Origin of the sequence: Paracoccus alkenifer (genome assembly GCF_900108405.1) — a bacterium.
In the GTDB taxonomy this organism is placed as follows: Bacteria; Pseudomonadota; Alphaproteobacteria; order Rhodobacterales; family Rhodobacteraceae; genus Paracoccus; species Paracoccus alkenifer.
In genome coordinates, this window is the sequence record NZ_FNXG01000001.1 from 717,748 (window position 1) to 743,186 (window position 25,439).

23 protein-coding genes are annotated in these 25,439 nt (G+C 67.1%); 13 read left to right on the forward strand and 10 right to left on the reverse strand.

What is annotated here, in order from left to right; translation table 11 throughout:
- The first annotated feature begins 1 nt into the window (after position 1).
- Complete coding sequence (locus tag BLW83_RS03395; protein ID WP_090845485.1) at positions 2-3,871, forward strand: non-ribosomal peptide synthetase; 3,870 nt, start codon at positions 2-4, stop codon at positions 3,869-3,871.
- Positions 3,872-3,973: 102 nt separating this feature from the next.
- Here BLW83_RS03395 and BLW83_RS03400 read toward each other — a convergent pair whose 3' ends face one another.
- Positions 3,974-4,810 carry an alpha/beta hydrolase gene (locus tag BLW83_RS03400; RefSeq protein WP_090845487.1) on the reverse strand — a complete coding sequence of 279 codons (837 nt, stop codon included), beginning with the start codon at positions 4,808-4,810 and terminating at the stop codon, positions 3,974-3,976.
- A 150-nt stretch (positions 4,811-4,960) separates the two neighbouring features.
- On the opposite strand from BLW83_RS03400, the gene BLW83_RS03405 reads away from it, so the two are divergent.
- From BLW83_RS03405 to BLW83_RS03420, 4 genes are all read left to right on the forward strand, one after another.
- The gene (locus BLW83_RS03405) at positions 4,961-6,370 is read left to right on the forward strand and encodes a YncE family protein (protein ID WP_090845489.1); all 1,410 of its coding nucleotides are present in this window, start codon (positions 4,961-4,963) and stop codon (positions 6,368-6,370) included.
- Between the two features lie 67 nt (positions 6,371-6,437).
- Positions 6,438-7,538 (forward strand): ABC transporter substrate-binding protein, encoded by a 1,101-nt coding sequence (locus BLW83_RS03410; protein ID WP_090845491.1) that lies wholly within the window; start codon positions 6,438-6,440, stop codon positions 7,536-7,538.
- On the forward strand, positions 7,535-8,575 hold the full coding sequence (locus tag BLW83_RS03415) for a FecCD family ABC transporter permease (protein ID WP_090845493.1): 1,041 nt from the start codon (positions 7,535-7,537) through the stop codon (positions 8,573-8,575). The genes BLW83_RS03410 and BLW83_RS03415 overlap by 4 nt, the downstream gene beginning before the upstream one ends.
- Positions 8,572-9,369: an ABC transporter ATP-binding protein gene (locus BLW83_RS03420; RefSeq protein WP_090845495.1), complete on the forward strand. Its 798-nt coding sequence runs from the start codon at positions 8,572-8,574 to the stop codon at positions 9,367-9,369. Before BLW83_RS03415 ends, BLW83_RS03420 begins: the two co-directional genes overlap by 4 nt.
- A 57-nt stretch (positions 9,370-9,426) precedes the next feature.
- Here BLW83_RS03420 and BLW83_RS03425 read toward each other — a convergent pair whose 3' ends face one another.
- A complete protein-coding gene (locus tag BLW83_RS03425) occupies positions 9,427-9,627 on the reverse strand; it encodes a tautomerase family protein (RefSeq protein ID WP_090845941.1) in 201 nt (66 codons plus the stop codon).
- 203 nt (positions 9,628-9,830) lie between these two features.
- Between BLW83_RS03425 and BLW83_RS03430 the strand changes: the two genes are divergently transcribed.
- Together BLW83_RS03430 and BLW83_RS03435 are read left to right on the forward strand one after the other, a co-directional pair.
- Entirely contained in the window at positions 9,831-11,720 is a 1,890-nt protein-coding gene (locus BLW83_RS03430; protein ID WP_090845943.1) for a PHA/PHB synthase family protein, read from the forward strand.
- Positions 11,721-11,817: 97 nt separating this feature from the next.
- Complete coding sequence (locus tag BLW83_RS03435; RefSeq protein ID WP_177172474.1) at positions 11,818-12,147, forward strand: ArsR/SmtB family transcription factor; 330 nt, start codon at positions 11,818-11,820, stop codon at positions 12,145-12,147.
- On the opposite strand, the gene BLW83_RS03440 is transcribed toward BLW83_RS03435, so the two are convergent.
- From BLW83_RS03440 to BLW83_RS03470, 7 genes are all read right to left on the reverse strand, one after another.
- Entirely contained in the window at positions 12,120-13,856 is a 1,737-nt protein-coding gene (locus BLW83_RS03440; RefSeq protein WP_090845497.1) for a SulP family inorganic anion transporter, read from the reverse strand. The two genes, BLW83_RS03435 and BLW83_RS03440, sit on opposite strands and share 28 nt — an antisense overlap.
- A 75-nt stretch (positions 13,857-13,931) precedes the next feature.
- A complete protein-coding gene (locus BLW83_RS03445; RefSeq protein ID WP_090845499.1) occupies positions 13,932-14,375 on the reverse strand; it encodes a YeeE/YedE family protein in 444 nt (147 codons plus the stop codon).
- A gap of 1 nt (position 14,376) precedes the next feature.
- Positions 14,377-14,802 carry a YeeE/YedE family protein gene (locus BLW83_RS03450; protein ID WP_090845501.1) on the reverse strand — a complete coding sequence of 142 codons (426 nt, stop codon included), beginning with the start codon at positions 14,800-14,802 and terminating at the stop codon, positions 14,377-14,379.
- Complete coding sequence (locus tag BLW83_RS03455) at positions 14,799-15,005, reverse strand: YgaP family membrane protein (protein WP_090845503.1); 207 nt, start codon at positions 15,003-15,005, stop codon at positions 14,799-14,801. Before BLW83_RS03455 ends, BLW83_RS03450 begins: the two co-directional genes overlap by 4 nt.
- A 14-nt stretch (positions 15,006-15,019) precedes the next feature.
- A complete protein-coding gene (locus BLW83_RS03460) occupies positions 15,020-15,898 on the reverse strand; it encodes an MBL fold metallo-hydrolase (protein ID WP_090845505.1) in 879 nt (292 codons plus the stop codon).
- Between the two features lie 163 nt (positions 15,899-16,061).
- A complete protein-coding gene (locus BLW83_RS03465; protein WP_090845508.1) occupies positions 16,062-16,637 on the reverse strand; it encodes a UbiX family flavin prenyltransferase in 576 nt (191 codons plus the stop codon).
- Positions 16,634-18,172, reverse strand: coding sequence for a UbiD family decarboxylase (locus tag BLW83_RS03470; RefSeq protein WP_090845947.1), 1,539 nt, complete (start codon positions 18,170-18,172; stop codon positions 16,634-16,636). The genes BLW83_RS03465 and BLW83_RS03470 overlap by 4 nt, the downstream gene beginning before the upstream one ends.
- Before the next feature lie 119 nt (positions 18,173-18,291).
- Between BLW83_RS03470 and ubiT the strand changes: the two genes are divergently transcribed.
- The 3 genes from ubiT to ubiV are packed head-to-tail and all read left to right on the forward strand — an operon-like array spanning position 18,292 to position 20,724.
- Positions 18,292-18,840, forward strand: a complete 549-nt coding sequence (ubiT, locus tag BLW83_RS03475) for a ubiquinone anaerobic biosynthesis accessory factor UbiT (RefSeq protein ID WP_090845510.1) — start codon at positions 18,292-18,294, stop codon at positions 18,838-18,840.
- The gene (gene ubiU, locus BLW83_RS03480; RefSeq protein ID WP_090845949.1) at positions 18,840-19,817 is read left to right on the forward strand and encodes a ubiquinone anaerobic biosynthesis protein UbiU; all 978 of its coding nucleotides are present in this window, start codon (positions 18,840-18,842) and stop codon (positions 19,815-19,817) included. Before ubiT ends, ubiU begins: the two co-directional genes overlap by 1 nt.
- Before the next feature lie 4 nt (positions 19,818-19,821).
- Positions 19,822-20,724 carry a ubiquinone anaerobic biosynthesis protein UbiV gene (gene ubiV, locus BLW83_RS03485; RefSeq protein ID WP_090845512.1) on the forward strand — a complete coding sequence of 301 codons (903 nt, stop codon included), beginning with the start codon at positions 19,822-19,824 and terminating at the stop codon, positions 20,722-20,724.
- A gap of 403 nt (positions 20,725-21,127) precedes the next feature.
- Here ubiV and BLW83_RS03490 read toward each other — a convergent pair whose 3' ends face one another.
- Entirely contained in the window at positions 21,128-22,414 is a 1,287-nt protein-coding gene (locus BLW83_RS03490) for a DNA cytosine methyltransferase (protein ID WP_218139072.1), read from the reverse strand.
- A gap of 144 nt (positions 22,415-22,558) precedes the next feature.
- Here BLW83_RS03490 and BLW83_RS15395 point away from each other — a divergent pair, with 144 nt between their 5' ends.
- The 3 genes from BLW83_RS15395 to BLW83_RS03500 all read left to right on the forward strand — a co-directional run bounded on the left by BLW83_RS15395 (position 22,559) and on the right by BLW83_RS03500 (position 25,351).
- Positions 22,559-23,506 (forward strand): PDDEXK family nuclease, encoded by a 948-nt coding sequence (locus tag BLW83_RS15395; RefSeq protein ID WP_143042726.1) that lies wholly within the window; start codon positions 22,559-22,561, stop codon positions 23,504-23,506.
- Positions 23,507-23,610: 104 nt separating this feature from the next.
- Positions 23,611-24,852, forward strand: coding sequence for a tyrosine-type recombinase/integrase (locus BLW83_RS03495; RefSeq protein ID WP_245728600.1), 1,242 nt, complete (start codon positions 23,611-23,613; stop codon positions 24,850-24,852).
- Positions 24,812-25,351 (forward strand): hypothetical protein, encoded by a 540-nt coding sequence (locus BLW83_RS03500; protein ID WP_143042728.1) that lies wholly within the window; start codon positions 24,812-24,814, stop codon positions 25,349-25,351. Before BLW83_RS03495 ends, BLW83_RS03500 begins: the two co-directional genes overlap by 41 nt.
- Positions 25,352-25,439 lie beyond the last annotated feature (88 nt).

The following is a 25,439-nucleotide window of genomic DNA, read 5'->3' on the forward strand; positions in this document are numbered from 1 at the left end:
CATGGCTGCTGTCGCCCCTGCCCCGGTCGCTGCCCGCGCCCACAAGCTGACCGAGGCGCAAGAGGGTCTGTGGTATGCGCAGGCGCTGGACCCGGCCAACCCGATCCTGAACACCGGTCAGTATCTGGACCTGCGCGGCCCGCTGGACCTGCCCGCGATGCGCGAGGCGCTGGCCCGCACCATCGCGGAATCTCAGGCGCTGCACCTGCGTTTCCGCATGGGCGAGGACGGGCCGGAACAATTCCTGTCGCCCCAGGGCATCACCCCGCGCATCGTTGATCTGCGCGCGCACCCGGATCCCGAGGCCGAGGCGCTGGCCCGGATGCGCGCCGACAGCGACCGCCCGCTGGACCTGTCGGCCGAGCCGCTGGCCGCATTCACCCTGTTCATCCTGTCGCCCGACCGGCACCTGCTTTACGAACGCATCCACCATCTGGCCATCGACGGCTACGGCATGGTGCTGGTCACCAACCGCATCGGCGAACATTACGGCACCCTGACCGGCGCCGGCCCCGTGCCGATGCCCTTGCCCCCCTATCAGCGCGCCCATGACGAAAACGACGCGTGGCTGGCATCCGACCGCCGGGCGCAGGCCGCCGAGTGGTGGCGCGCCGCCATGGCCGACCTGCCCGAGGTCACCGGCCCCAACCCCGGCCGGGCGGTCAGCGGTCACCGCTTCATCCGCGAAAGCCGGTGGCTGCCGGCGGATATCGCCGCGTCGCTGGAGCAGGTCGCCACCCGCTGCAAGCTGGGCTGGCCGGATGTGCTGACCGCGCTGACCGGCGCCTATCTGGCGCGCTGGACCGGCGGCGATTGCGTGATCGGCATCCCCTTTATGGCGCGGATGGGTCGCAAGATCGCGCGCCTGCCCTGCATGGCGATGAACGTGCTGCCCCACCGCATCCGCCCCGACGAGGACATGCCCCTGGACGACTGGCTGGCGCTTGAGGCCGCCACCTTGCGCGAGGAACGCCGCCACGGGCTTTACCGCAGCGAATATCTGCGCCGCGACCTGGGGCTTGTCGGCGGCTCGCGCCGGCTTTACGGGCCGCTGGTCAACGTGCAGCCCTTTGACCGGGCGCCGGTGTTTGCGGGGCTGACGGTCGGGTTGCATATCCTTGGCGCAGGCGCGGTGGACGACCTGACCCTGACATTTCGCGGCGACCCGCAGTCGGGCATCCTGTTCGAGGTGGACGCCAACCCCGCGCTTTACACGGCCCACGATATCGCCGGCCATTCCGCGCGCCTGCCCGAGTTCCTGCGCGCCGCGCTGGCCGCGCCGTCGCTGGCCACGGTGCCGACCGCCAGCCCGGCCGAAATCGCCGCCACCGAACAGGTGAACGCGACCGCGCATCCGGTCCCCGACACCACGCTGACCGCGCTGATCGAGGCGCAGATGCAGGCCACCCCGGACGCCCCGGCGTTAAGCCATGGCGACCAGACGCTGAGCTTTGCGGACCTCGACCGCCGCAGCGCCGCGCTTGCCGCGAAACTGTCGGCGCTGGGGGCGGGGCCGGGCGGGATCGTCGCGGTCGCGCTGGAACGCTCGCTGGAACTGCCCATCGCGCTGCTGGCGATCCTGCGGGCGGGCGCGGCCTATCTGCCGCTGGACCCCGACCACCCGGCCGAACGGATCGCCCGCATCCTGTCGCGCGCGCAGCCCGCCGTGGTGCTGAGCGCGCCCGATCTGGCGGCGCTGTTTGCGCCGGGCACGCCCCTGCTGACCACGCCCGACTGGCCGACCACCGGCGCGGCCCCGGCCACGCCAGCCGCGCCGGACGATCTGGCCTATGTGATCTTCACCTCGGGTTCCACGGGCGAGCCCAAGGGCGTCATGGTCGAACACCGCGCCATCGTGAACCGGCTGCTGTGGATGGGCGCGCATTACGGCATCGACGCCTCGGACCGCATCCTGCAAAAAACTCCGGCCAGTTTCGACGTCTCGGTGTGGGAGTTTTTCCTGCCGATGATCGTCGGGGCCGAGCTGGTGATGGCGCCGCCGGGCGCGCATCGCGACCCCGCCGCCATTGCCGCGCTGATCCGCCGCCATGCGATCACCACGCTGCATTTCGTGCCCTCGATGCTGTCGGCGTTCCTTGCCGCGCCGGCGTCCGGCGGGCTGGCGCTGCGCCGGGTATTCTGTTCGGGCGAGGAACTGACCGCCGATCACCGCGACCGTTTCCACCAGCGCATCACGGCCGAGCTGCACAATCTTTACGGCCCGACCGAGGCCGCCGTCGATGTCAGCTACTGGCCGGCCGCGCCCGACGACACCGCCAATCCGGTGCCGATCGGCTGGCCGGTCTGGAACACCGTGCTTGAGGTGCTGGACGACCGGATGCGGCCGCTGCCGCCGGGGCTGGCGGGGAACCTGTATCTGGGCGGCGTGCAGCTGGCGCGCGGCTATCTGGGGCGCGACGACCTGACGGCGGAACGCTTTATCCCCGACCCGCACCGGCCCGGGCAGCGGCTGTATGCCGCCGGCGACCTGGCGCGGCGGCGCCCGGATGGCGCGGTGGTCTATCTGGGCCGCTCGGACCATCAGGTCAAGATCCGCGGCCTGCGCATCGAACTGGGCGAGATCGAGGCCGCGATCATGGCGACCGGGCTTGCCCGCGAAACCGTCGTGCTCGCGCGCGAGGACAATGGCGGCGAAAAGCGGCTGGTCGCCTATCTCGTCCCCAAGGCCGATTATGCCCAGGGCGCGCTGGCCGCAAAGCTTGCAGACACGCTGCCCGCCTATATGGTCCCCTCGGCCGAAATCGCGCTGAGCGCGCTGCCGGTCACCTCGAACGGCAAGCTGGACCGCAAGGCGCTGCCCGCGCCCGAGTTCCGCGCCGGCGGCCGCGCCGCGGAAACCGCGACCGAGCAGCTGCTGGCACGCCTGTTCGCCGAGGTGCTGCACCTGCCCCGCCCCGCCACGGCCGAGGCGGATTTCTTTGCCCTTGGCGGCGATTCGCTGTCCGCCGTCCGGCTGACCCTGCGCATCGGGCAGGAAACCGGCCGCGATCCCGGGCTTGGCACGATTTTCGAACACCCGGTCCTGTCGGCAATGGCCGCCGCGATCGAGGCCCACGCGCAGGACGACGGGCTGGGGCCGCTGATCCTGCTGGCCGACGGCGATCCCGATGCCGCGCCGCTGTTCCTGATCCATCCCGCGGGCGGCATTTCCTGGGGCTATCGCCATCTCGCGCGGCTGATCGCACCCGCGCGGCGGGTCTGGGGGGTGCAGCATCCGGGGCTGGATCCGCAGACGGCGCTGCCGGAAAATCTGGATGCGCTGGCCCGCGAATACATGCAGCATATCCTGCGGCTCGTGCCCGACGGGCCGGTGCATCTGGTCGGCTGGTCCGTCGGCGGCATCATCGCGCAGGCGCTGGCGGTCGAACTGGCGGCTGTCGGGCGCAAGGCCGGGCTTGTCGCGCTGCTGGACAGCTATCCCGCCGATGCCTGGCGCAACGAGCCCGACCCCGACCCGGTCGCCGCCCTGCGCGCGCTGCTGGCCATCGCGGGCCATGATCCCAACGCGCATCTCGATCTGGATTCGCGCGAAAAGGTCGTGGCGTTCCTGCGCGCGGGCGAAACCACGCTGGGCGCGCTGCCCGACCCGGTGCTGGACGGCATCACCCGCCTGGTCACCGACACCAACCGGCTGGTGCGCGGCCATTACCACCGCCCGATGCCCGGTCGCCTGACCCATATCCGCGCCGCGCTGGACCATGCGGGCGAAAACCTTGGCGCCGACATGTGGCAGCCCTATGCCGGCGAGGTCGAGGCGCTTGCGGTGCCGTTCCTGCACCCGCAGATGACCTCGCCCGAGGCATCCGCCATGATCGCGCCCGAGCTTGTGCGCCGTCTGGACCGATACTGACACCCCCGCCCGCCAGTTCCGGCGGGCGCGGGAATTTTCGGGCGAATCATCATACGCTGTCTCCTTTCCCGGGCATCCTGCCCGCAAAGGATGAAGATTCGGTCAACCGGCGGCGAAAGGCAGGACCAGCGGCAGAGAGCCGGCGATGGTCTGGATATGGATCAGCCCCGGCAGCACATGCACCTGCGGCGCCAGCCCCTGCCCGTCGCGCAGGTCGGCGATGAACTGCATCGTCGCGGGCGCCGGCCCGTCGGGCGGCGGCCCGTCACTGCCCGAGCGTTTTTCCCGGTCGCCCAGCGCCATCAGCAGGGGCGGCGGCGGCTCGATCCGTCCCGCCTGCGCGGCAACGCGGCGAATCAGCGGCTCGTCCCACCAGATCGACGGGCTGATCGAGGCGAAACGCGCAAACGTCCCCGGCCGCGTCAACAGCGCATAAAGCACGAAAAGCCCGCCAAAGCTGTGCCCCCACAGGCAGCGGCGCGCGGGGTCGATGGGCAGCCCCTGTTCGGCCGCCTCGCGCAGCTCGCCGGTCAGGCGGTCGAGAAACAGCGATGCCCCGCCCGCCGTGCGGCCGGGATGCACCGGATCGGGGCGCAGCCCGTCGCCCGGCCCGTCGGGCGCGGTGAAATCCATGGTTCTGCGTTCGCGCGCGAACTGGCGGTCGGTGTCATAGCCGACGCCGACCAGCACCAGCCCCGGCACCGCGGCCAGATGCTCGGGCGTCAGGAAATCAAAGGCGGCGTTGCCGTCCAGCAGATACAGCACCGGCCAGCCACCGGGCGGTGCCTTGGCCTTGGGCACGGCCAGAAACAGCCGGTGGCCGGGACCGCAGGCCACCGACATCTGCGACAGGCGATGCGTGGGCGCCCCGGTATCAAAGATGCGCAACGTGGCGGGGTTCTGCGCATGGTCGGGCCTGACGCGACCTGTATCCGACATTCACCGATTCCTTTCCCGGCGACCGCATCACGGAGTTTTATGGCGCGGCCATGGTTGACAACTCCTGTCGGGAATATACTGCTGCGCGGAACCTACGCCAGACCGGATCTCCGGCCCAGCCCGAAACGTCACAGACCAAAGGGGATCCTCATGACCATGATTTCACGTCACCTTGCCCGGCGCCTGCTGGGTGCCTCGGCGCTGGCGCTGGCGCTGGCCGGACCGGCGCTGGCCGACAGCATCTTTACCCCCAGCGCCGACGTGTTCACCGGCTCGGTCAACGCCGGCGGGGCCGAGCGCGGCGCGCCGGTCTATCCCGGCTCGGACGCGGTGATCAGCGGCGATGCGCTGACCCCGGGCCAACAGGTCACGCTGATGCGCGGCACCACGGTGCTGAACGCCGACGGCCCGCTGACCGTGGACCCCGAGGGCAAGCTGAGCTTTGGCCTGACCGTGGACGAGGATGCCGCCCCCGGCGTGCATCCGATCGTGGTGATCGCGGAAAACCCCGCCGCCGCGACGGTGGTCGATCTCAAGATCTCGCCCCGGATCCCGCTGTCGGGCGAGGACAGGTTCACCGTCGAAAGCGCGCCGGTGACGCGGGGGCTGTATCAGATCGCCTATAGCCCCGCCTCGGACGCGCTGTTCGTGACCTCGGCCGTCGGCCGCCCGCCGGTCAGCGAATCGTCGCTGATCAAGATCGACCCCAAAACGCTGGAAACCGTGGCCTCGGCCGCGCCGCCCGCAGCCCCTGCCCGCCCCGACGGCGGCGACGGCGGGGTGTTCGCGGTCTACGGCGTCGATGTGGACGACACGAACGGGCATGTCTGGGTCTCGAACCCCCGCCAGAACACCGCCGCCGTCTATAGCCAGGCCGACCTGTCGCTGGTCCGGCAGTTCGACCCCGGCGCCGTGCCCCATCCGCGCGACGTGATGATCGACGAGTCCCGCGGTCGCGCCTATCTCAGCACCAGCTTCGAGGGCCGGATCGAGGTGTTTGACACCGCCACGCTGGAACAGCTTGCGCCCATCGAGATCGCCTCGACCATCCGCCGCGGCCAGTTCGGGGCACGCAGCGTCGATCTGGACACCGAATCGGGCAAGCTGTTCACCGTCAGCATCAGCACGCCCGAAGTGGCGGTGGTCGATCTGGACAGCGGCGCGGTCCGCGTGCTGCCGCTGCGCGGCGTCATCGACGGCTCGGACACCGCCTATGACCGGCAAGAGGGGCTGATTTTCGTCGTGGCGCAGGGCAGCGACAACCTGCTGATCGTCAGCGAGGAAACCGGCGAGATCCTGCATGACATCGACATCGGCGCCAGCCCGCTGAGCGTGACCTTTGACCCGCAGTCGCGGCTGGCCTTTGTGGCGAACCGCGGCTCGGACACGCTGACCGCCGTCACCCCCGAGGGCGAGATCGTCGCCAATCTGGACGGCGGCAGCTATCCCAACCAGATCCGCGTCCTGCGCGACGGGGCCGTCTATGCCGTGAACAAGTCGCGCGGCGAAAACGACGAGCGCGGCGACCGCATCTCGCGCATCCGCCCGGCGGCCGAATAGGGACACCGCAGAAACGCACCGGGCAAGGGCGGCCCCGCCGCCCTCGCCCCGCTTGAAGGAGAGCAGGATGCCGCAGCTTCGTCGATCAGCCACGCTTGTCCTGACATTTTGCGCCCTCGCCGCGCCGCTGCGCGCCGAGATCGCCGTGACCGACCTGCTGGGGCGCCAGGTCACCCTGTCCGAACCCGCCGACCGCATCGTGCTGGGCGAGGGGCGGCATCTGACCGTGCTGGGGCTGCTGCACGAAGATCCGGTGGCGCTGGTCGCCGGATGGCGGCTGGACAAGGCGCTGGACGAGCCGACGCAGCAGGCCTATCGCGCGCGTTTTCCGGCGATGGATGCGATCCGCCCGGTCGGGTCGGGCAACCGCGACCTGTCGGCGGAAAGCGTGATCGCGCTGCAACCCGATCTGCTGGTGCTGTCGCTGATGGACCGGGGCGATCCGGGGATGGACCGCGCCCGCGACCAGATCGAATCCGCCGGCATCCCCGTCGTCTATGTGGATTTCTTTGCGCATCCGCTGGAAAATTCGATCCCCAGCCTGAAAATCCTTGGCGCGCTGACCGGCGCGCAGGACAAGGCCGACGAATTCGCCGAATTCTACGACACGCATCTGTCGCGCATCACCGAAAGACTGGCCGACCCCTCTATCCAGCGCCCGCGCGTGTTTTTGCATGCGCATGCCTCGCCGCAGGGGTGCTGCCCGACTGTGGGTTCGGGGGTGTTCGACGATTTCATCACCACCGCCGGCGGCACCAACATCGCGGCCGAGGTGGTGCCGGGCGTTCAGGGCACGGTCAGCCTGGAATATCTGATCGGCGCCGACCCCGACGTTTATCTGGCCACCGGCGGCACCCATATGGCGGGGCGCGGCGGGCTGGTGCTGGGGTCGGGGGTCGATGCCGAACAGGCGCGGGCGAGTTTCAAGACGCTGCTGGCGGCGCCGGGGTTGTCCTCGCTGCCGGCGGTGGAACAGGGCCGCGCCTCGGGTATCTGGCATCTGTTCAACGACACCCCCGCCCATATCGCGCTGATCGAGCATCTGGCCCTTAGCTTTCACCCCGAGCTGTTCGCCGACCTCGACCCCGAGGCCACGCTGGCGCAGATCGACCGGCAGTTCCTGCCGGTCAGCGTGCCGGGCACATGGTGGGTGCGGGCCGGGGAATGACCACCGCGCTGCTGGAACATTATCACCGCCAGAACCGGCGCCGGGCGATGCTGGTCGGCGTCATGGCCGTGATCGCAGCGCTTGGCGTGGTGCTGGATCTGGTCACCGGCCCCGCCGGGCTGCCGCTGGGGGAAACCCTGCGCGCCCTGACCGGCGCGGGCGAGGTTTCCCGCACGACCGAGGTCATCGTCTGGACCGTGCGCCTGCCCGTGGCGGTCGTGGCGCTGCTGGTCGGTGCGGCGCTGGCGCTGGCGGGGGCCGAGATGCAGACCGTGCTGGAAAACCCGCTGGCCGAGCCGTTCACGCTGGGCGTCTCCAGCGCCGCCGCGCTGGGCGCGGCGACGGCGATCATCCTGGGGCTGAGCCTGCCGTTTCTGCCGACCCGCTGGGCGATCTCGGGCAACGCCTTTCTGTTCGCGCTGGGGGCGCTGCTGCTGTTGCAGGCGCTGGGGCGCGCGCGCGGCGGCGACCCCGAGGTGCTGATCCTGTTCGGCATCGCGCTCAACTTTGCCGCCGGCGCGTTCTTGTCGCTGCTGCAATTCATCGCCTCGGCCGATGCGCTGCAACAGCTGGTGTTCTGGACCATGGGCAGCCTTGCCGCAGCCAGCTGGCCGGGCGCCGCCGCGCTGGCGCTGGTGCTGGCCGTCACCGCCCCGTTTTCCTTTCGCGCGGCGTGGCGGCTGACCGCGCTGCGCATGGGCGAGGAACAGGCCCGCGCCTTTGGCGTCGATGTCCGCGCCCTGCGCCGGTGGAGCCTGCTGCGCGTCAGCCTGCTGTCGGCCAGCGCCGTGGCGATGGTGGGCGTCATCGGCTTTGTCGGGCTGGCCGGGCCGCATATCGCGCGGCTGCTGGTGGGCGAGGATCACCGGTTTTTCCTGCCCGCCAGCCTGCTGACCGGGGCGCTGGTGATGTCGCTGGCGTCAACCCTGTCCAAGACCATCGTGGCGGGGGTGCTGCTGCCGGTGGGGCTGGTCACCTCGCTGATCGGGTTGCCGATCTTTTTTGCGCTGATCATGCGCGGCAGGCCAGGACGATGAGCGGGGCCGGCGCGAATACCGCCGCCCTCGGGCTGTCCGTGCGCGACGTCGCCATAAATTACGGGCGGCGGAGGATCGTGGACGGGCTGTCCCTGCCCGATCTGCGGCCGGGCGAGCTGACCGTGCTGGCCGGACCGAACGCAGCGGGGAAATCGACGCTGCTGCGGGCGGTGGCGCAGCTGACCCCCTATCGCGGCGCCATCACGCTGGACGGGCGCGACCTTGCGCAGCTGCCGGGGCGCGAGCGCGCGCAGCTTGTCGGCTTCATGCCGCAGACCCTGCCCGCCGGCTCGTCGCTGATCGTGCTGCAAAGCATCCTCGCCGCGCTGCGCGCCACCGGCGAAACCCCCGCGGCCCAGGCCGACGCGGCGGCCATGGCGGTGCTGGAGCGGCTGGGCATCGCCGAACTGGCGCTGCGGCCGCTGAACCAGCTGTCGGGCGGGCAGCGGCAGATGGTCAGCCTGGCGCAGGCCATCGTCCGCGACCCGCGCCTGCTGCTGCTGGACGAGCCGACCAGCGCGCTGGATCTTGCCCGGCAGGTGCGCCTGCTGGCCGAGCTGCGCCGGCTGGCGGCCGAGGGGCGCGTGGTGGTCGCGGTGCTGCACGACCTTGCGCTGGCCGCGCAATGGGCCGACCGCATCGTGGTGCTGCACGGCGGCTCGGTCCACAGCCACGGCCCGCCGGCCGAGGTGCTGACCCCCGCCATGCTGGCCCAGGTCTATCGCGTCGAGGCGCGCGTGGAACGCTGCTCTCGCGACAGGCTGGTGGTGCTGATCGACCACGAGATGGCCTGACGGCGCAGGGTTGGGACGGCGCAGAGTGGGGACGGCGCAGTGCCCGTCGCGGGCGGATCATCCCCCGGCAGGTTTCGGCGCCCCCAGCGGCTTGCCGGCGACCACCCAGTCGCTGGGCGCGACCTCGGAAAACATGATCGTGGTGGCACTGGGCGGAACGCCCGCCGTCTGCTCAAGCGCGCGGGTGACGGCTTGGGCGATCTCCATCTTCTGTTCGTGGGTGCGACCGGGGAAAAGCTCGATCCGGACAAGCGGCATGGCAGGCTCCTTGAAATTTGGGCGCCGGGAACAGCGGCAGGTCCAGCTATCGCCCCCCGGGGCGGCCAGGTCCAGCGCCGGCACGGCGACGAGGTCCAGCGCCGGCACGGCGACGTCCAGCACAGGGGCGCGATCTGACGCTTTGATCCGGGACCGGTTTGCAGCCTAGAATGCCCTCGCATCCCGCATTGCAGGAGAGGATGATGAGGCAACCCACCCCGCCGCCCCGCACGCGCCGCCGCAGAACCGCACGGCAGACGGCGCCCGCGGACGCAACCCTGCCCGCCGCCCCTGTCCTGGCAACGCCGGCGCCCGCGCAGACCCCCGATCTGCCCCCCGACCTGCCCCCCGTCGCCCGGACCGAAACGCTGGGCCGCGACGGCTATCGCATTTTCGACCGGATGCGCGAAGCATGGGCCGCGCAGTTCACCGGCGGGTTGTCGCCCGCCGCCGCCAGCCTTGCCATGCACGACTGGGCGATGCATCTCGCCGCCGCCCCCGGCAAGCGGATGGAGCTGGCCGACAAGGCCAACCGCAAGGCGGCGCGGCTGCTGTGTCATCTGGCTGAAATCGCGGCGCAAAGCGACCCCTCGGCCTGTATCGAGCCGCTGTCGGGCGATTACCGCTTTGCCGACGACCGCTGGCGCAAGCCTCCGTTCAGCATCTGGGCGCAGGCGTTCCTGTTGCAGCAGCAATGGTGGCACAATGCGACGAACGAGGTGCCGGGCGTCCACCCCCATCATCAGCGGCTGGTGTCCTTTATGGCGCGGCAGGCGCTGGACGTGTTCTCGCCCTCGAACTCGCCCCTCACCAACCCCGAGGTGATCGCCCGCACCGCCCAGACCGGGGGGATGAACCTTGTGCAGGGCACGCTGAACTGGTGGCAGGACATGGCACGGCAGGCGGCAGGCCAGCCGCCGCCGGGGGCCGAGGATTTCGTGGTCGGCCGCGATGTCGCGGTGACCCCGGGCAAGGTAGTCTGGCGCAACCACCTGATCGAGCTGATCCAGTATGCGCCGACGACCGAGACCGTCCACCCCGAGCCGGTGCTGATCGTGCCGGCCTGGATCATGAAATACTACATCCTCGACCTGTCGCCGCAGAACTCGCTGATCCGCTATCTGGTGGCGCAGGGGCACACGGTGTTCTGCATCTCGTGGCGCAACCCCACCGCCGAGGACCGCGAGCTGAGCCTGGACGATTATCGCCGGCAAGGGGTGATGGAGGCGCTGGACGCGATCGCGGCGATCCTGCCCGAACGGCGCATCCACGGCGTCGGCTATTGCCTGGGCGGCACGCTGCTGACCATCGCCGCCGCCGACATGGCGCACCGCGGCGACCGGCGGCTGGCCAGCATGACGCTGCTGGCCGCGCAGACCGATTTCAGCGAACCGGGCGAGCTGGGCCTGTTCATCGACCCCAGCCAGCTGCACGTCCTTGAAAGCATGATGTGGAGCCGGGGCTACCTGTCCTCGGACCAGATGGCGGGGGCGTTCCAGCTGCTGCGCAGCAACGACCTGATCTGGTCGCGGATGGTCCACGATTACCTGATGGGCGAGCGGCGGCCGATGATCGACCTGATGGCGTGGAATGCCGATTCCACCCGGATGCCGTGGCGGATGCATTCGGAATATCTGCAACGGCTTTATCTGGACAATGAACTCGCCGCCGGGCGCTTCATGGTCGAGGGCCGGCCGGCCGCGGTCCAGAACATCCGCGTGCCGATGTTCGTGGTCGGCACCGAACGCGACCATGTGGCGCCGTGGCGGTCAGTCTACAAGATCCATTACCTCAGCAACACCGCGGTGACCTTTGTGCTGACCAGCGGCGGCCACAACGCCGGCATCGTCAGCGAGCCGGGCCGCCCGCGCCGCCGCTATCGCATCGCGCTGCGCGAGGAAAACGGCCTGTGCCTGGACCCCGACAGCTGGACCGAAACGGCCGAGCCGCATCTGGGGTCGTGGTGGCCGGCGCTGGCCGGCTGGCTCGCGCGGCATTCCGGCGCGCCCGTGGCGCCGCCGCCGATGGGCGCCCCCGAACGCGGCTATCCGGTTCTGGGCGAGGCGCCGGGCGAATATGTGTTCCAGCGCTAGCCCTGCGGCAGGTCGCGGCCGGTGGGTTCGGCGGAACCTCGCCCCGGCCCAAGAGTTCCATCTGGACCGTATATTCGAAATCCTGTAGGTTGGTGCCATGGATAGCCACGCCCCCATCGCAGTTGCCATCGACGCCGAGGCCATGCGCGCCTCGGCCGACGAGGCAAGCGAGTTTCTCAAGTCCCTTGGCAACCGCCATCGGCTGCTGATCCTGTGCCATCTGGTCGAGGGCGAAAAATCCGTCGGACAGCTGGCCGAGTTCCTGAAAGTGCGCGATTCAACCGTGTCGCAGCATCTGTCGCTGCTGCGGCGCGAACGCATCGTCGCGGGGCGCCGCGACGGCCAGACGATCTGGTATCGGATCGAAAGCGACGCCGCCCGGCAGATGATGGACGTGCTTTACGGGCATTTCTGCGCCACCGGCTGATCCGCGGCGCACAGCCCCGGCTCGGCCCGCAATGCGCAATCCGCCGCGTGCTGGGACAGGAACACCCGGCCGCTCAGCTGGTTCAGGAAATCGCTGCGCTTCAGGCGGTCCATCACCGGCCCCTTTACCTCGGACAGGTGAAAGCGGATGTCGGCGTCGGCAAGCCGGCGGTTGATTTCCTGCAAGCTTTCCAGGGCGCTGGCGTCGATGTCGTTGACGGCTGGGCACATCAGCACCACATGGCGCAGCCCCGGACGCTCGGCCACCAGCGCGGCGATGCGGTCTTCGAGGAAACGGGCGTTGGCGAAATACAGGCTTTCATCGACGCGCAGGGACAGGATCTCGGGGTGGGTGATGACCTGATGCCGGTCGATGTTGCGGTAATGCTCGGTCCCCGGCACCTGCCCGACGATGGCGGAATGGGGGCGGCTGGTGCGCCACAGATGCAGCCCCAGCGACAGCACCACGCCGACCGTCACCCCCTGTTCGACCCCCACCCCCAGCGTCACGATGATCGTGCCCAGCATCGCCGCGAAATCGGGGCGTGAATACCGCCAGGTGCGCGTGATGGCGGGGAAATCGACCAGCGACAGCACGGCCAGGATGATGGTCGCGGCCAGCGTCGCCTGCGGCAGATGCGACAACAGCGGCGTCAGGAACAGCGCGGCCAGCGCAATGCCCAGCGCGGTGAACACCCCCGCCGCCTGCGTCCGCGCGCCCGCATCGAAATTCACCACCGAGCGGGCAAACCCGCCCGTCACCGGATAGCCCGACGACACCGCGGCGGCCAGATTGGCCGCGCCCAGCCCGAGCAGTTCCTGATCGGGGACGATCCGTTCGCGCCGCCGCGCGGCCAGCGTCTGCGCCACCGACACCGATTCGACAAAGCCGACGATCGAGATCAGGAACGCCGCCGGCGCCAGCGCGGCGATCAGATCGGGCGACAGATCGGGCATCCGGGGCACCGGCAGGCCGCTGGGGATTTCACCCACCAGCGCCACGCCGCGCGCGCCAAGGTCCAGCGCCCGCGCAATCAGGATGGTGGCGGCAATGGCCAGGATCGGGGCGGCGCGCGCGATCATGTCGGCAGGCCGCGCCCCCAGCCCGGCGGCGATCAGCCAGCCCTTGGCGTAGCGGCGCGCCAGATACAGGAACCCCAGCGCGCCGGCCCCCACCGCCAGCGTCCACGGGTTCACCTGCCCCAGCTGCCGCGCCAGCCCGGCAAGGATCGCCGGCGCGGTGCCTCCGCCCCCCGGCACGCCCAGGATATGGCGCAGCTGCCCGGCCGCGATCAGCAGCCCCGAGGCGGTGATGAACCCCGAAATCACCGGGTGGCTCAGGAAATTGGCCAGAAACCCCAGCCGCAGCAGCCCCATCGCGACCAGCATCGCCCCCGACAGCGCCGCCAGCGTCACCGCCGCCGTCACCGCATCGGCAATGCCCGCCGCCACCACCGGCCCCACGGCCGAGGCGGTCATCAGCGACACCACCGCCACCGGCCCGACCGCCAGCGTCCGCGACGATCCGAACAGCGCAAACGCCACCAGCGGCAGGACCGAGGCATACAGCCCCACCTCGGGCGGCAGCCCCGCCAGCATGGCATAGGCCAGGCTTTGCGGGATCAGCATGATGGTGACGATCACCGCCGCCAGCAGATCCGCCGACAGGGTTTCGGAATCGTAATCCCGCCCCCAGCCAAAGATCGGCATCCAGCGCGCGAATCGTTTCACGGTCTGCTCCTTGGAAAGCCGCCCGCGCGGGGCGAGCCGCGCGGGGGAACGGGCCTAGACGCCCTGGCGGTCGGGTTCGGGCGACGGCGTCTGGCGCTGCAACAGCCGCGCCAGCAGGATTCCCACGATCATGGCGACGACGAACACCACCGGCTCGGGGCGCAGCAGCCCCAGCGCGGGAATGACCCCGCCGGGGCAAAACCCGGCGATGCCCCAGCCGATGCCGAACACAGCCGACCCCAGCACCAGCGGCCGGTCGATGTCGCGCCGCGTCGGCAGGTAGAAGCCGCCGCCCAGCACCGGGCCGGATCGCCTCAGCACCACGCGGTAGCCGACAAAGGTCACCGCCAGCGCGCCCCCCATGACAAAGATCAGCGAAGGATCCCATGTCCCGGCAAGGTCAAAGAAATTCAGCACCTTGGCCGGGTTCGCCATGCCCGACAGCGCAATGCCCGCGCCAAAGACCAGCCCGATCAGCAGGGCGGATACCAGCTGCATGTCAAAACCCTCCGATCAGGTGGCGGATCACGAAAACCGTCGCGAACGAGGCCAGCATGAAGGTCACGGTTGCAACCAGCGAGCGCGGCGACAGCCGGGCATTGCCGCAGATCCCGTGCCCCGAGGTGCAGCCGCCGCCATAGACGACCCCCACCCCGACCAGCAGCCCGCTGATGACCGTCCAGGTCATCGGGGCGGGCGATTCAAACGGAATCTCGACCCCGCCCAGCCAGATCATCAGTGCCGGCGCCACGATGGCGCCCAGCAGAAACGCCGCGCGCCAGCCCCAGTCCCGGGCCAACGGCATCAACCCGCCAAGAATCCCGGTCATCCCGGCGATACGCCCATGCAGCGCCATCAGCGCCACTGCGGCCAGCCCGATCAACGCGCCACCCAGCAGCGACAACAGCGGAGTGAATTCGGTCATTTACGCCCCTCGATGGTGCAGATGCCCAGGATCTTCCACAGCGGGCAGAAACGGACCGCGGCGGTGCCGACCAGCACCAGCCCCACGATCACCGACACCCATGTCCAGACCGGGGCAAACCCGGTCAGAAAGGGCAGCAGCACCAGCACCACCCCCACGATCAGCCGAACGATACGTTCGGTATTGCCGATATTGGCTTGCATGTCCGGTTTCCTTTTCAGTCCCAGGCCGCGTCAAGCAGATCGAGCGGGATCTTCAGGTAACGTCGCCCGTTGGATTCCGGTTCGGGCAGGCGGCCGGCGTTGGTGTTGACCTGCAACGCATGCAAGATCAGCTTGGGCATCGGCAGGGTCTTGTCGCGCGCCTCGCGGGCGGAAACGAACTCGGCCTCGGTCAGGTGTTTCGACATGTGGCTGTTGGTGGCTTTCTGCTCGGCCACCGTCGATTCCCATTTCGGCTCGCGCCCGCCCTGGCAATAATCATGGCCGGTAAAGATGCGGGTCTCGTCCGGCAGGGCCAGAATGTCCTGGATCGAGCGCCACAGCACCTGCGCGTCACCGCCGGGGAAATCGGCGCGGGCGGTGCCGCTGTCGGGCATGAACAGCGTGTCATGCACGAATGCCGCATCGCCGATCACATAGGTGATCGAGGCCAGCGTGTGGCCCGGCGACAGCATCACCCGCGCGGGGATATTGCCGACGCTGAAGGTCTCTCCCTCGGCAAACAGCTTGTCCCACTGCGAGCCGTCGGCCGGAAAATCGGGCCAGTTGTAGAAATCTTTCCACAGCTTCTGCACCTCGACCACCTTTTCGCCGATGGCGGTCGGCGCGCCGGTCTTGCGCTTGAGATAGTCGGCAGCGGTGAAATGATCGGCGTGGGGGTGGGTGTCCAGAATCCACTGCACCTCGTAGCCGTTGACCGCGATGTGTTTCAGGATGCCGTCGGCCTGAATGGTGGCGGTTGCGCCGGATTTCTCGTCGTAATCCAGCACCGGGTCGATGATCGCGCATTTCTTCGTCGCCGGGTCGGCCACGACATATTGCACCGAGCCGGTGCGTTTTTCGTAGAATCCGGTGACTTCAGGGGTTTGGGTCATGCTGGCTCTTTGCTCCGGCAGTTGCTGTCGGTCGTGCGGCGACAGTTCCGGCGCCGCTGCATGTCCATTCAATAATGCGAATATTTGCATACCTCAAGGGCCAACGGCGAAAAGCCCCGGTCAGCCATGGGCTGCGGGTCGTGGATCAACGCTGCCGCCGGGGTCAATCCGGCGGCATGGCCTGTCCGCCCCAGGCGGCGGCGCGGGGCGGCGCCAGCCGCAGCAGATCCACCGCCCGCGCGGCGATCTGGTCGGCGATCTCGTCCACGCCTTGCGGGCGCAGGTAAAAGGCGGGGACCGGCGGCATCACCACCGCCCCCATTTCCGTTGCCGCGGTCATGTTGCGCAGATGCGCCAGCGTCAGCGGCGCCTCGCGCGTCAGCAGCACCAGCGGCCGGCGTTCCTTGAGATGCACGCTGGCGGCTCGGGTCAGCAGGTTGTCGTCCAGCCCGTGGGCGATGGCGGCCAGGCTGCGCATCGAACAAGGCGCGACGATCATTCCTTGCGTCGGAAACGACCCCGAGGCGATGGTCGCCCCCACATCCCCCGCCGGATGCACATGATCCGCCAGCGCGGCCAACCCGTCCAGCGCGTCCGGCCCGATTTCCTCGCGCAGGGTGCGCCTGCCCATGGGCGACACCACCAGTTCGACCGCCGCACCGGCGGCGCGCAGATGCCGCGCGCAGGCCAGCGCCAGCACCGCGCCCGAGGCCCCGGATACGCCCAGCACCACCCTCATCGGACCATCCCCGGCCGGGGGCCTCCGGGCGGCTGCACCACCGGCGCCATGCCGGCGCGGGACAGGATGCCGGCCGCCGCGGCCTCATGCGCGGGGTCCAGCCGCATCACCTGCCCCCATTCGCGCGAGGTCTCGGCCCCGATCTTGGTCGTCGCGTCGATCCCCAGCTTGCCCGCCAGCCCTTCGAGCGGCGAGGCAAAATCCAGGTAATCCATCGGCGTGCGGTCCAGCACCACCAGATCGCGGCCGGGGTCCATGCGGGTGGCAAGCGCCCAGGCGATATCGTCCCAATTGCGCGCGTCGATGTCGGAATCGACCACGATCAGCAGCTTGGTATAGCTGAACTGCGCCAGCATCCCCCAGACCGCCATCATCACCCGCCGCGCCTGCCCCGGATAGCGCTTGTCGATCGAGATCACCCCGATGCGATAGGAACAGGCGGCGGGCGGCAGCCACAGGTCGCGGATTTCCGGGATCTGCTGGCGGATCACCGGCAGGGCAAGGTCGTTGAACACCTCACCGATGACCGATGGCTCATCGGGCGGGCGGCCGGTCACGGTGGACAGATACAGCGGATCCTCGCGCCGGGTCAGGGCGGACACGCGCATGACCGGGAACGGCTCGACGGCGTTGTAATAGCCGGTGTGGTCGCCGAAAGGCCCCTCGGGTGCGGTCTCGCCCGGATGCACCCAGCCCTCGATCACCATCTCGGCGCGGGCGGGGACCAGCAGCGGCACGGTGCGCGCGGGCACCAGTTCCGTCCGCGCGCCGCGCAGCACGCCGGAAAAATTCAGCTCGGAGACGGTTTCCGGCAGGGGCAGCGCCGCGGCCAGCAGCGTCGCGGGGTCAGCGCCCAGCACCACCGCCACCGGCATCGGCTGGCCTGCGCGTTCCCAGCTGCGGGCATGGGCCGCGCCGCCGCGATGCGCCAGCCAGCGCATGATCAGCCGGTCCGGCCCCAGCACCTGCGCGCGATAGACCCCAAGGTTATAGCGCCCCACATCCTGCGCGGCGCTGCCATGGGGCCGCGTCACCACCACCGGCCATGTGATCAGCGGCCCGCCGTCGCCCGGCCACGGCACCTGCACCGGCAGCGCGGTCAGGTCGGGGCGATCAATCACCCGCGCCTGCACCGGCCCGGCGCGCAGCACCCGCGCCCGGGTGGACAGCGCGGCCCGCAGCATCGGCCAGCGCGACAGCCCGTCACGCATCCCCTCGGGCGGGGTCGGGTTGCGCAGCTCGGCCAGAAAGCCGCCGAAATCGGGCACTTGGTCCAGCGTCAGCCCCATGCCCGCCGCCACCCGCTCGGGCGTTGCGAACAAATTGCTGACAACCGGCATTCCGGCGGATTGCCCGTCGCCCAGCGTGGCTGCGTCAAAACGAAGCACCGGCCCGCCCGCGCGCAGCGCCGCCAGCTGCACGGCGGTCATTTCATGGCGCACCGACACGGGTTCGGAAATCGCCAGAACCTGTCCCTGCTGGCGATTCCAGTCCAGAAACGCGCGAAGATCGGCAAAGGGGGGCAGGGTTCTCACAAGATGCATCCGGTCGTGGCTGGCCCCGGCTAACATCATTTCGGCGCGCGCGGCTTGGCTTAGATCAAGCACCGGACGCCTGCGGCGTTCTAGCCTGCACCGGACTGGAAAGGACCGACATGACCCTTGATGGAACCGAGCTGCCGCGCTGTCCGCGCCCCATCGCGCTGGCCATGCGCCCGCTACCGCTGCCGGTGCTGGGGGTGGCGCTGACGCATTTCGCGCGCCGGCTCAGCGACAGCCACCCCGGGCTGCTGCGCCGGCTGGGCAGCTATGCCGACCGCAAGGTGCTGATCGACCCGACCGACCTGCCCTTTGCCTTTTGGCTGGACCCGGTGGCCGGGCCGCGCATCAGCGCCCACCGCCGCCACCGCGCCCCGCAGGCGGATGCCCGCATCGCCGGGCCGGTCGCGGCGCTGATCGGGATGCTGCACGGGCGTTTCGACGGCGACGCGCTGTTCTTTTCGCGCGACCTGACCATCGAGGGCGATACCGAGGCCGTGCTGGCCCTGCGCAATGCGCTGGACGACGCGGAACTGGACCTGTCCGAAGAACTGATCCGCCTGTCCGGCCCGGCGGGCGCGGTGCTGCGGCGGCTGCTTGCGGGGGTCGAGCGGGTCAGCGGCCTGCCCCTGCATCGCGACGACCGGAACGGAGGCTTCGCATGATGGAACTCGTCTGCCCCGCGGGCACCCCCGCCTCGCTGCGCGCCGCGGTCGATGCCGGCGCCCATGCGGTCTATTGCGGCTTCAACGACGAAACCAACGCCCGCAACTTTCCGGGGCTGAACTTTTCCCCCGAGGAACTGGCCGAGGGCATCGCCTATGCCCATGCCCGCGGCGCCAAGGTGCTGGTGGCGCTGAACACATTCCCCCGCGCGGGGGGCGAGGCGCTGTGGCACCGGGCGCTGGCCAATGCAGAGACCGCAGGCGCCGATGCGGTGATCCTGGCCGATCTGGGGCTGCTCGATCATGCCGCCACCCATCACCCGAACCTGCGCCGGCACCTGTCGGTGCAGGCCGCCGCCGCCAACCCCGATGCGATCAATTTCTACGCCACAACCTTTGGCGTGCGCCGGGTGGTGCTGCCCCGCGTGCTGACCGTGGACGAAATCCGCGCCATCAACCGAGAGATCGACGTGGAAACCGAGGTTTTCGTGTTCGGCGGCCTGTGTGTCATGGCCGAGGGGCGCTGTTCGCTGTCGTCCTATGCCACCGGGCGCTCGCCCAACATGAACGGGGTGTGTTCGCCCGCCAGCCATGTGGTCTATTCCGAGGAAACCGACGGGCTGCGCGCGCGTCTGGGCGATTTCACCATCCACCGCACGCCCAAGGGCCAGCCCGCCCCCTATCCGACGCTGTGCAAGGGCTGCTTCACCTCGGGCGAGCAGACCGGCCATGTGTTCGAGGATCCGGTCAGCCTGGACGCCACCCAGCTGATCCCGGCGCTGGCCAAGGCCGGCGTCACCGCGCTCAAGATCGAGGGCCGCCAGCGGTCGCGCGCCTATGTGGCCGAGGTGGTGCGCAGCTTTCGCGCCGCGGTCGAGGCGCAGGCGGCCGGCCTGCCCCTGCCGCAGGGCGCGCTGGCCCGGCTGGCCGAGGGTCAGGCCGGCACCACCGGCGCCTATGCCAAGACCTGGAGGTAACACGATGGACCTGACGATCGGAGCCAACCAGTTCTTCTGGCCCGCCGAGACCGTGCGCGATTTCTACGCCCGCATGGCGCAATCCGCGGCCCCCCGCGTGGTGCTGGGCGAGCTGGTCTGTTCCAAGCGCCTGCCCTTTTGGGAAAACGAGATCCCCGCCGCCATCGAGGCCCTGCAAGCTGCCGGCAAGCAGGTCGCCCTGACCACGCTGGCGCTGATCACCCTGAAACGCGAACGCAAGCTGACCGCCGAGTTGATGGACATGGGCCTGCCGGTCGAGATCAACGACCTGTCCGCCCTGCAACTGCTGTCCGAGGGGCGCGAATTCTGGGTCGGGCCGCTGGTCAATGTCTACAACACCGGCACGGTGCAGTTCCTGGCTCGTCGCGGCGCCACCCGCATCTGCCTGCCGCCCGAGCTGCCGCTGGAATCGGTGGCGGTGCTGGCGCAGGCGGGCCGCGACTGCGGCGTCGCCGTCGAGGTCTGGGGCCACGGCCGCCTGCCGCTGGCGGTGTCGGGGCGCTGCTATCACGCGCGACTGCACGACCGCGCCAAGGACAGCTGCCAGTTCGTCTGCGGCGAGGATCCCGACGGCCGCGACGTGGAAACCCTGGACGGAGAGCCGTTCCTGACCGTGAACGGGATCCAGACTCTCAGCCAGTCCACCGCCACCGCCGCCTGGCACATCGAGGCGCTGCGCGAGGCCGGCGTGTCGACGCTGCGCCTGGCCCCGCAAAGCCGCGATTTCCCCGAGGTGGTCGCCGGCTACGCCGCGCTTGTCGCCGGCCAGACCACCCCCGACGCACTGACCGACACCCTGCGTGGCTCGGCCCCGCTGGGGCGGCTGTCAAACGGCTTTCTGACCGGCCCCTGCGGCGCGGATTTCAGGGAAACGGCGGCAGGCTGAGCAGCTTCTGAGCCATGGGGCCGGGCGTGCAAACGGCGCGCCCGTGCCTTTGCACGCAACGGTCGGCTTGCACGCAACAATTCGTCAACAGCCGCACAACGCGCCCCGCCGGAAAATATTTCAGGAAAATGGTGCCCGGAGACGGATTCGAACCGCCGACACGCGGATTTTCAATTAATCTTGTGATCTATACGAAGCGTCTCAACATTACTCAGCCTGACGCGTAGAAGATTGAAAACCCGTTATTTATGTTCGGCAACCCGTTTCGGCCCGCTTCACGCTAGAGCATTCAAGCACACCGCTCCTGCTACCCCGGCGATACCCACAGGCACCCAAAACCACACGGGCATCTCAGTCGAGCGCAGGTCGATCCAAACCTCTTCAAAACCCACATCTGTAAAGTTCATTTGCTTGCGTAAGCTAACTCAACACCATCTGTGCCTGCGTATATCTCTCCTGCCTTATACCAACGCCGCGTCCTTACATGCGACTTGATGTAAACTCGACGAAACGGCTGGTCGCCACCTCGATAACTGAGGCAATCGCCAGACCCCATTGCATCAAGAAGATTGGATAGAATCTGCGCAGTGACCTTTCCAAGCCGAACCGGCACAGCATTGCCGATCTGAAGGTATTTCTCTGAGGTTTTCCCACAGAAGACCCATTCATCAGGAAATTCTTGAATGCGAGCGTACTCTTTCACCGATAGAACACGAAGTTGCTCCGGATGACACAGTGATGTGCTAGCATGGTTAGGCATTGTCACTAGTGTCGGACAAGGAAAGTCCCAACTGAGCCGTCGCCACCAACCTGACCGACCACCTTTCGCATACCACGCGCGCCCCATCGACTCCTGCTGCACATTAATTGGCAAAGAACGCCAGTTTCCGCCTTCGGGAACCAGCGATAGAAACCCCTTCTTTCTTGGACTAAAGTCCATTAGCTCAGGATTGTTTTCTCTCAAATCACCGATGGCATCGCGGAGAGTTGCCCAAGGCTTTAGCTTGTGCATGGAGAACAGATCGGATTGCTCCGTATCGCTCTCGATGCCATGCGTTGGCTGTGGAAATTCCACCTCCACTCCGAATGAATTTCCAATGAATACCACTCGTTCCCGAATCTGTGGCGCGCCATAATTGGCCGAGTTAACCTCAAAGGCATCAACTCGATACGCCCCTTGGGTTTTTCGTCGGAGATCTTCAACAAACTTCGCCATAACTGACCCGTGTTCTTCCTCCTCGGACAGTTCTGGCCCGCCTTTCTCCGGTCGCTCTGCGATGGGGCGGTGTTTCAGCGCTGCGGACATCAGCCCTCGCACATTTTCCATCACAAACGCCTTTGGACGCAGCGCCACGACGAACTCAAGGTACCGCCATAACAACGTCCCGCGCCTGTCCTGTACCGACTGGCGCCTGCCCGCAGTACTGAACGACTGGCACGGCGGACCACCGATCAAAAGGTCCAGTTCGCCCGGCTTGAGCCCAATGCTAGCCATGAGTTCCTGCGGCAATAGCTCAAAAATGTCTCGGCAAAGAACCTTCGGCTTGCCCTTGAAGTGGCCCTGTTCAGCGTTGGTTCTTATGGTCTCGCAAGCAGCCTCATTTATCTCAACACACGCCAAAATTTCGAAGTCGCCTTGGAGTTCGAACCCGAGGTCCATGCCGAGCGCCCCGGAGAAGAGCGAAACCACTGATTTTCTTCTGGACTCTTGCAATGGGTTGTGTCTCCTAGACGGGCAGCATACTAGCACTATGGGTGTAAGGCCTTGGTACTTCCAACGCAACGATACAATTTTTCGACTTACGCCTCACCGGCGGCACTACTGTCGGCTGAGGTGCAGCAGTTTCTTCGTGACACAACGGCGCCCGAACATACAGACAAGTTCGACCGCATCCGCCAGTTGAAGGCGGCGCTTGAGGCCAGAATGCGCCAGATCAACGCTAGACCCCCAGCAATCGACGGCAAGTCGACGAACCCCTTCGTGCTTGCCGCTTACGCTGAGTTGTTCGACGTGCATCACCTGAAGCAAGTAGACGAGATTGTTGCCGCAGCCAAGGTCTTTTCAAGCATTGAGACTGCGGCAGGTCGTGTCGTCGAAGATGTGATTCCGCCGTTTTATGGTTGGGCCCAAATTAATTCGCCCGGCTACACCGTGCTGTCTGAAATTGATAGTGCCCGCGTGGTCGATGACACCGTGGAACTCGTCGCACTCAAGAGCGGCCCCATGTGCATTAGTGACTCGATGGTTTCACAGATCGCGAATGCGATTTCGACCAATTGGATCGAATGGAGCAATCATTGGAACGTTGATAAGGTTCGATACATTGTTGGAATGAACTATTCAACCGCCAAGAATAGTAATAAGAAAGACTGGCATATTGTTCGCCTTGCCGAATTGAAAACGACTGCAACTGACCTCGCCATTTCCAGAAGCTGCACTCAACCGGACGGACGACGCCCAATCGCCAGTTCATTCTTCGAAGGAACGAAGAATGGTAAATCGTTGAGAGTTGAAACGCTTCAAGGGAGAGAGCTCTGGGCACATATCGCCGGGGTCGACGACGCATTTCTCCAAATATGTTGGGCGATGGCGAAATGCCTGAACACGCAAGCTATTCCTATCGGAACTAATTTCTCAACAGGTGAGATGGACGAAATTATCAGGTTCGCCAGTAGCATCAATGCGCCCGATGTTTCAGATGCCGAGAAACAGTGGCTGGTTTTCTTTGCTCGACATTTTGTGGATAGGCTTGTAATTTCACCTAAAAATGATAAAATTTAAGTTTAGCTTCTCAGGAGGCTTGCATCTGTAACACGCCTGTGGACGAATGATAACTCGGCGTATTCTTACGCATTCCGATCCAAATCCCTACGCACCCTCTAGGATTGTCCCTGACGCAGCTCATCCACCCATCTTATCATGAGCTTGTGAAACGCAAGCTCACCACTAAGTTCATCGAGGGCCAGAAGCCCGACCCATCGAAACGTCTCGATTTCCGCGACGAGTTGATGCCGGGTCTCGCCCTGCGCATAAGCACGTCCGGCACCAAGACGTTCTGCCTGCACAAGCGCATCAACGGGAAGATGCGGCGACTGACCCTCGGGCGCTTCGGAGTCCTGTCGTTGGCCGAGGCACGCGAACGGGTCCGGCAGGTTCTCTACGAGATCGAGACAGGACGGTTGGAGGATTTGACAGGCGTTGAGGTCGAGAGCAAGCCGACGCTGGGTGACGTGATCCCCGACTACATCGAGAAGCACGCTAAGGTTCACAACCGCGACTGGAAGAACAAGGCGCGGCTGCTCAACAAATTCACCGGCTTGCACGGCAAGCGGATCGATGAAATCAAGCGCGCCGATGTCGTGAAAGCCTGCGACACGATCCACAAAGCCGCGCCGGTCAGCGCGAACCGCGCGCTGGCACACCTCAAGCACCTGATGGGTTGGTGCGTCGAGCGCGGCATGATCGATGCCTCGCCTATCGCCGGGATGAAACCCGTCGCCAAGGAGCGGTCGCGCGAACGTGTGCTGACCGGCGATGAGCTGGGCGCGCTGTGGATGACCTGTGACGCTGAAGGTTATCCTTTCGGGGATTGCATGAAGCTGTTGATCCTCAGCGGCCAGAGGCGGGCCGAGGTCGCTGAAATGCGCTGGTCGGAACTCGACCTCGAAGCGCGGCTGTGGACCCTCCCTTCACAGCGTGCCAAGAACGGCAGGCAACACACGGTCCCCATCACCGACGCGATGCTGGACGTCCTGCGCCGGGTGCCGAGGTTCCTCGGGTCGGATTACGTGTTCACGACGACCGGCAAATCACCCATCTCCGGGTTCGGCCGCCTGAAGGATCGGCTGTACAAGGCCCTGCCCGAAGGCACGGAACCGTGGATTATTCACGACCTGCGCCGCACGATGTCCACGAACATGGCGATGCTGGGCGTCCCGCAGCCCGTCACCGAGGCGCTGCTGAACCACAAGACGGGTGTGGTCTCGGGCGTCGCCGCTATCTACAATGTCTATTCATACGCCGACGAGAAGCGCGAGGCTCTCGGCACTTGGTCGCGACACGTGATGAAACTGGTCAGGTCGAAGAATGACGCACCCGAAACCGAAATTGCGCAAGCGTCAGGTTGAACTTCTGCTTCTCAGCATCATTCGCGCCTACGAGCACCCCGATAGAAAAAGCGATGTAGATCGGTTGGCCAATGCGCGGGCCGCGCTATTCGGGGAGAAACGGGAACGCGGACGCACGCCATCCTTTGATGATCTGGCCCTGTTCAAAATCCTCGACGAAGTGCGAAAACGCGAACTCGACGGCCTGCGCAGTGCCATCGCGAAGGTAGACAAGAAACTGCAAACTCCCGAATGGCAGGCTGAAATCGCGCGCGAACCGAAACAAGTTCGGACGGCTGCCCGTGAGTTCAAGGACCTGGCAGGTTCGGCGGCCAGCGACGAAAGCCTTGAAGACCGGCTACGCAGGAAGGCGCGCACGCCATTGACCACACGGGAAATGGCCGAGATCGAGGCACTGTTCGATCCTGGCGCGCCCCATACTCGGACCATCGTCGCCATCCTCGAACTGCTCGAAAGCCTCGGCGTTCGGTCTGAAACGATCTGGGACAAAAACCCCTGATTTGTGTCCCGCGCGTCGTCGCACCGCCCCTGCTAACCTGTAATCACACGTGAACTAATGGGGCGCCCCTTCATCTAACCGATGGAGG

What these genes read in the sequence shown, in the direction of transcription:
- BLW83_RS03395 (WP_090845485.1), top strand. Translation starts at nt 2, where the DNA reads ATGGCTGCTGTCGCCCCTGCCCCGGTCGCTGCCCGCGCCCACAAGCTG.
- BLW83_RS03400 (WP_090845487.1), bottom strand. Translation starts at nt 4,810, where the DNA reads ATGTCGGATACAGGTCGCGTCAGGCCCGACCATGCGCAGAACCCCGCC.
- BLW83_RS03405 (WP_090845489.1), top strand. Translation starts at nt 4,961, where the DNA reads ATGACCATGATTTCACGTCACCTTGCCCGGCGCCTGCTGGGTGCCTCG.
- BLW83_RS03410 (WP_090845491.1), top strand. Translation starts at nt 6,438, where the DNA reads ATGCCGCAGCTTCGTCGATCAGCCACGCTTGTCCTGACATTTTGCGCC.
- BLW83_RS03415 (WP_090845493.1), top strand. Translation starts at nt 7,535, where the DNA reads ATGACCACCGCGCTGCTGGAACATTATCACCGCCAGAACCGGCGCCGG.
- BLW83_RS03420 (WP_090845495.1), top strand. Translation starts at nt 8,572, where the DNA reads ATGAGCGGGGCCGGCGCGAATACCGCCGCCCTCGGGCTGTCCGTGCGC.
- BLW83_RS03425 (WP_090845941.1), bottom strand. Translation starts at nt 9,627, where the DNA reads ATGCCGCTTGTCCGGATCGAGCTTTTCCCCGGTCGCACCCACGAACAG.
- BLW83_RS03430 (WP_090845943.1), top strand. Translation starts at nt 9,831, where the DNA reads ATGAGGCAACCCACCCCGCCGCCCCGCACGCGCCGCCGCAGAACCGCA.
- BLW83_RS03435 (WP_177172474.1), top strand. Translation starts at nt 11,818, where the DNA reads ATGGATAGCCACGCCCCCATCGCAGTTGCCATCGACGCCGAGGCCATG.
- BLW83_RS03440 (WP_090845497.1), bottom strand. Translation starts at nt 13,856, where the DNA reads ATGCCGATCTTTGGCTGGGGGCGGGATTACGATTCCGAAACCCTGTCG.
- BLW83_RS03445 (WP_090845499.1), bottom strand. Translation starts at nt 14,375, where the DNA reads ATGCAGCTGGTATCCGCCCTGCTGATCGGGCTGGTCTTTGGCGCGGGC.
- BLW83_RS03450 (WP_090845501.1), bottom strand. Translation starts at nt 14,802, where the DNA reads ATGACCGAATTCACTCCGCTGTTGTCGCTGCTGGGTGGCGCGTTGATC.
- BLW83_RS03455 (WP_090845503.1), bottom strand. Translation starts at nt 15,005, where the DNA reads ATGCAAGCCAATATCGGCAATACCGAACGTATCGTTCGGCTGATCGTG.
- BLW83_RS03460 (WP_090845505.1), bottom strand. Translation starts at nt 15,898, where the DNA reads ATGACCCAAACCCCTGAAGTCACCGGATTCTACGAAAAACGCACCGGC.
- BLW83_RS03465 (WP_090845508.1), bottom strand. Translation starts at nt 16,637, where the DNA reads ATGAGGGTGGTGCTGGGCGTATCCGGGGCCTCGGGCGCGGTGCTGGCG.
- ubiT (WP_090845510.1), top strand. Translation starts at nt 18,292, where the DNA reads ATGACCCTTGATGGAACCGAGCTGCCGCGCTGTCCGCGCCCCATCGCG.
- ubiU (WP_090845949.1), top strand. Translation starts at nt 18,840, where the DNA reads ATGGAACTCGTCTGCCCCGCGGGCACCCCCGCCTCGCTGCGCGCCGCG.
- ubiV (WP_090845512.1), top strand. Translation starts at nt 19,822, where the DNA reads ATGGACCTGACGATCGGAGCCAACCAGTTCTTCTGGCCCGCCGAGACC.
- BLW83_RS03500 (WP_143042728.1), top strand. Translation starts at nt 24,812, where the DNA reads ATGACGCACCCGAAACCGAAATTGCGCAAGCGTCAGGTTGAACTTCTG.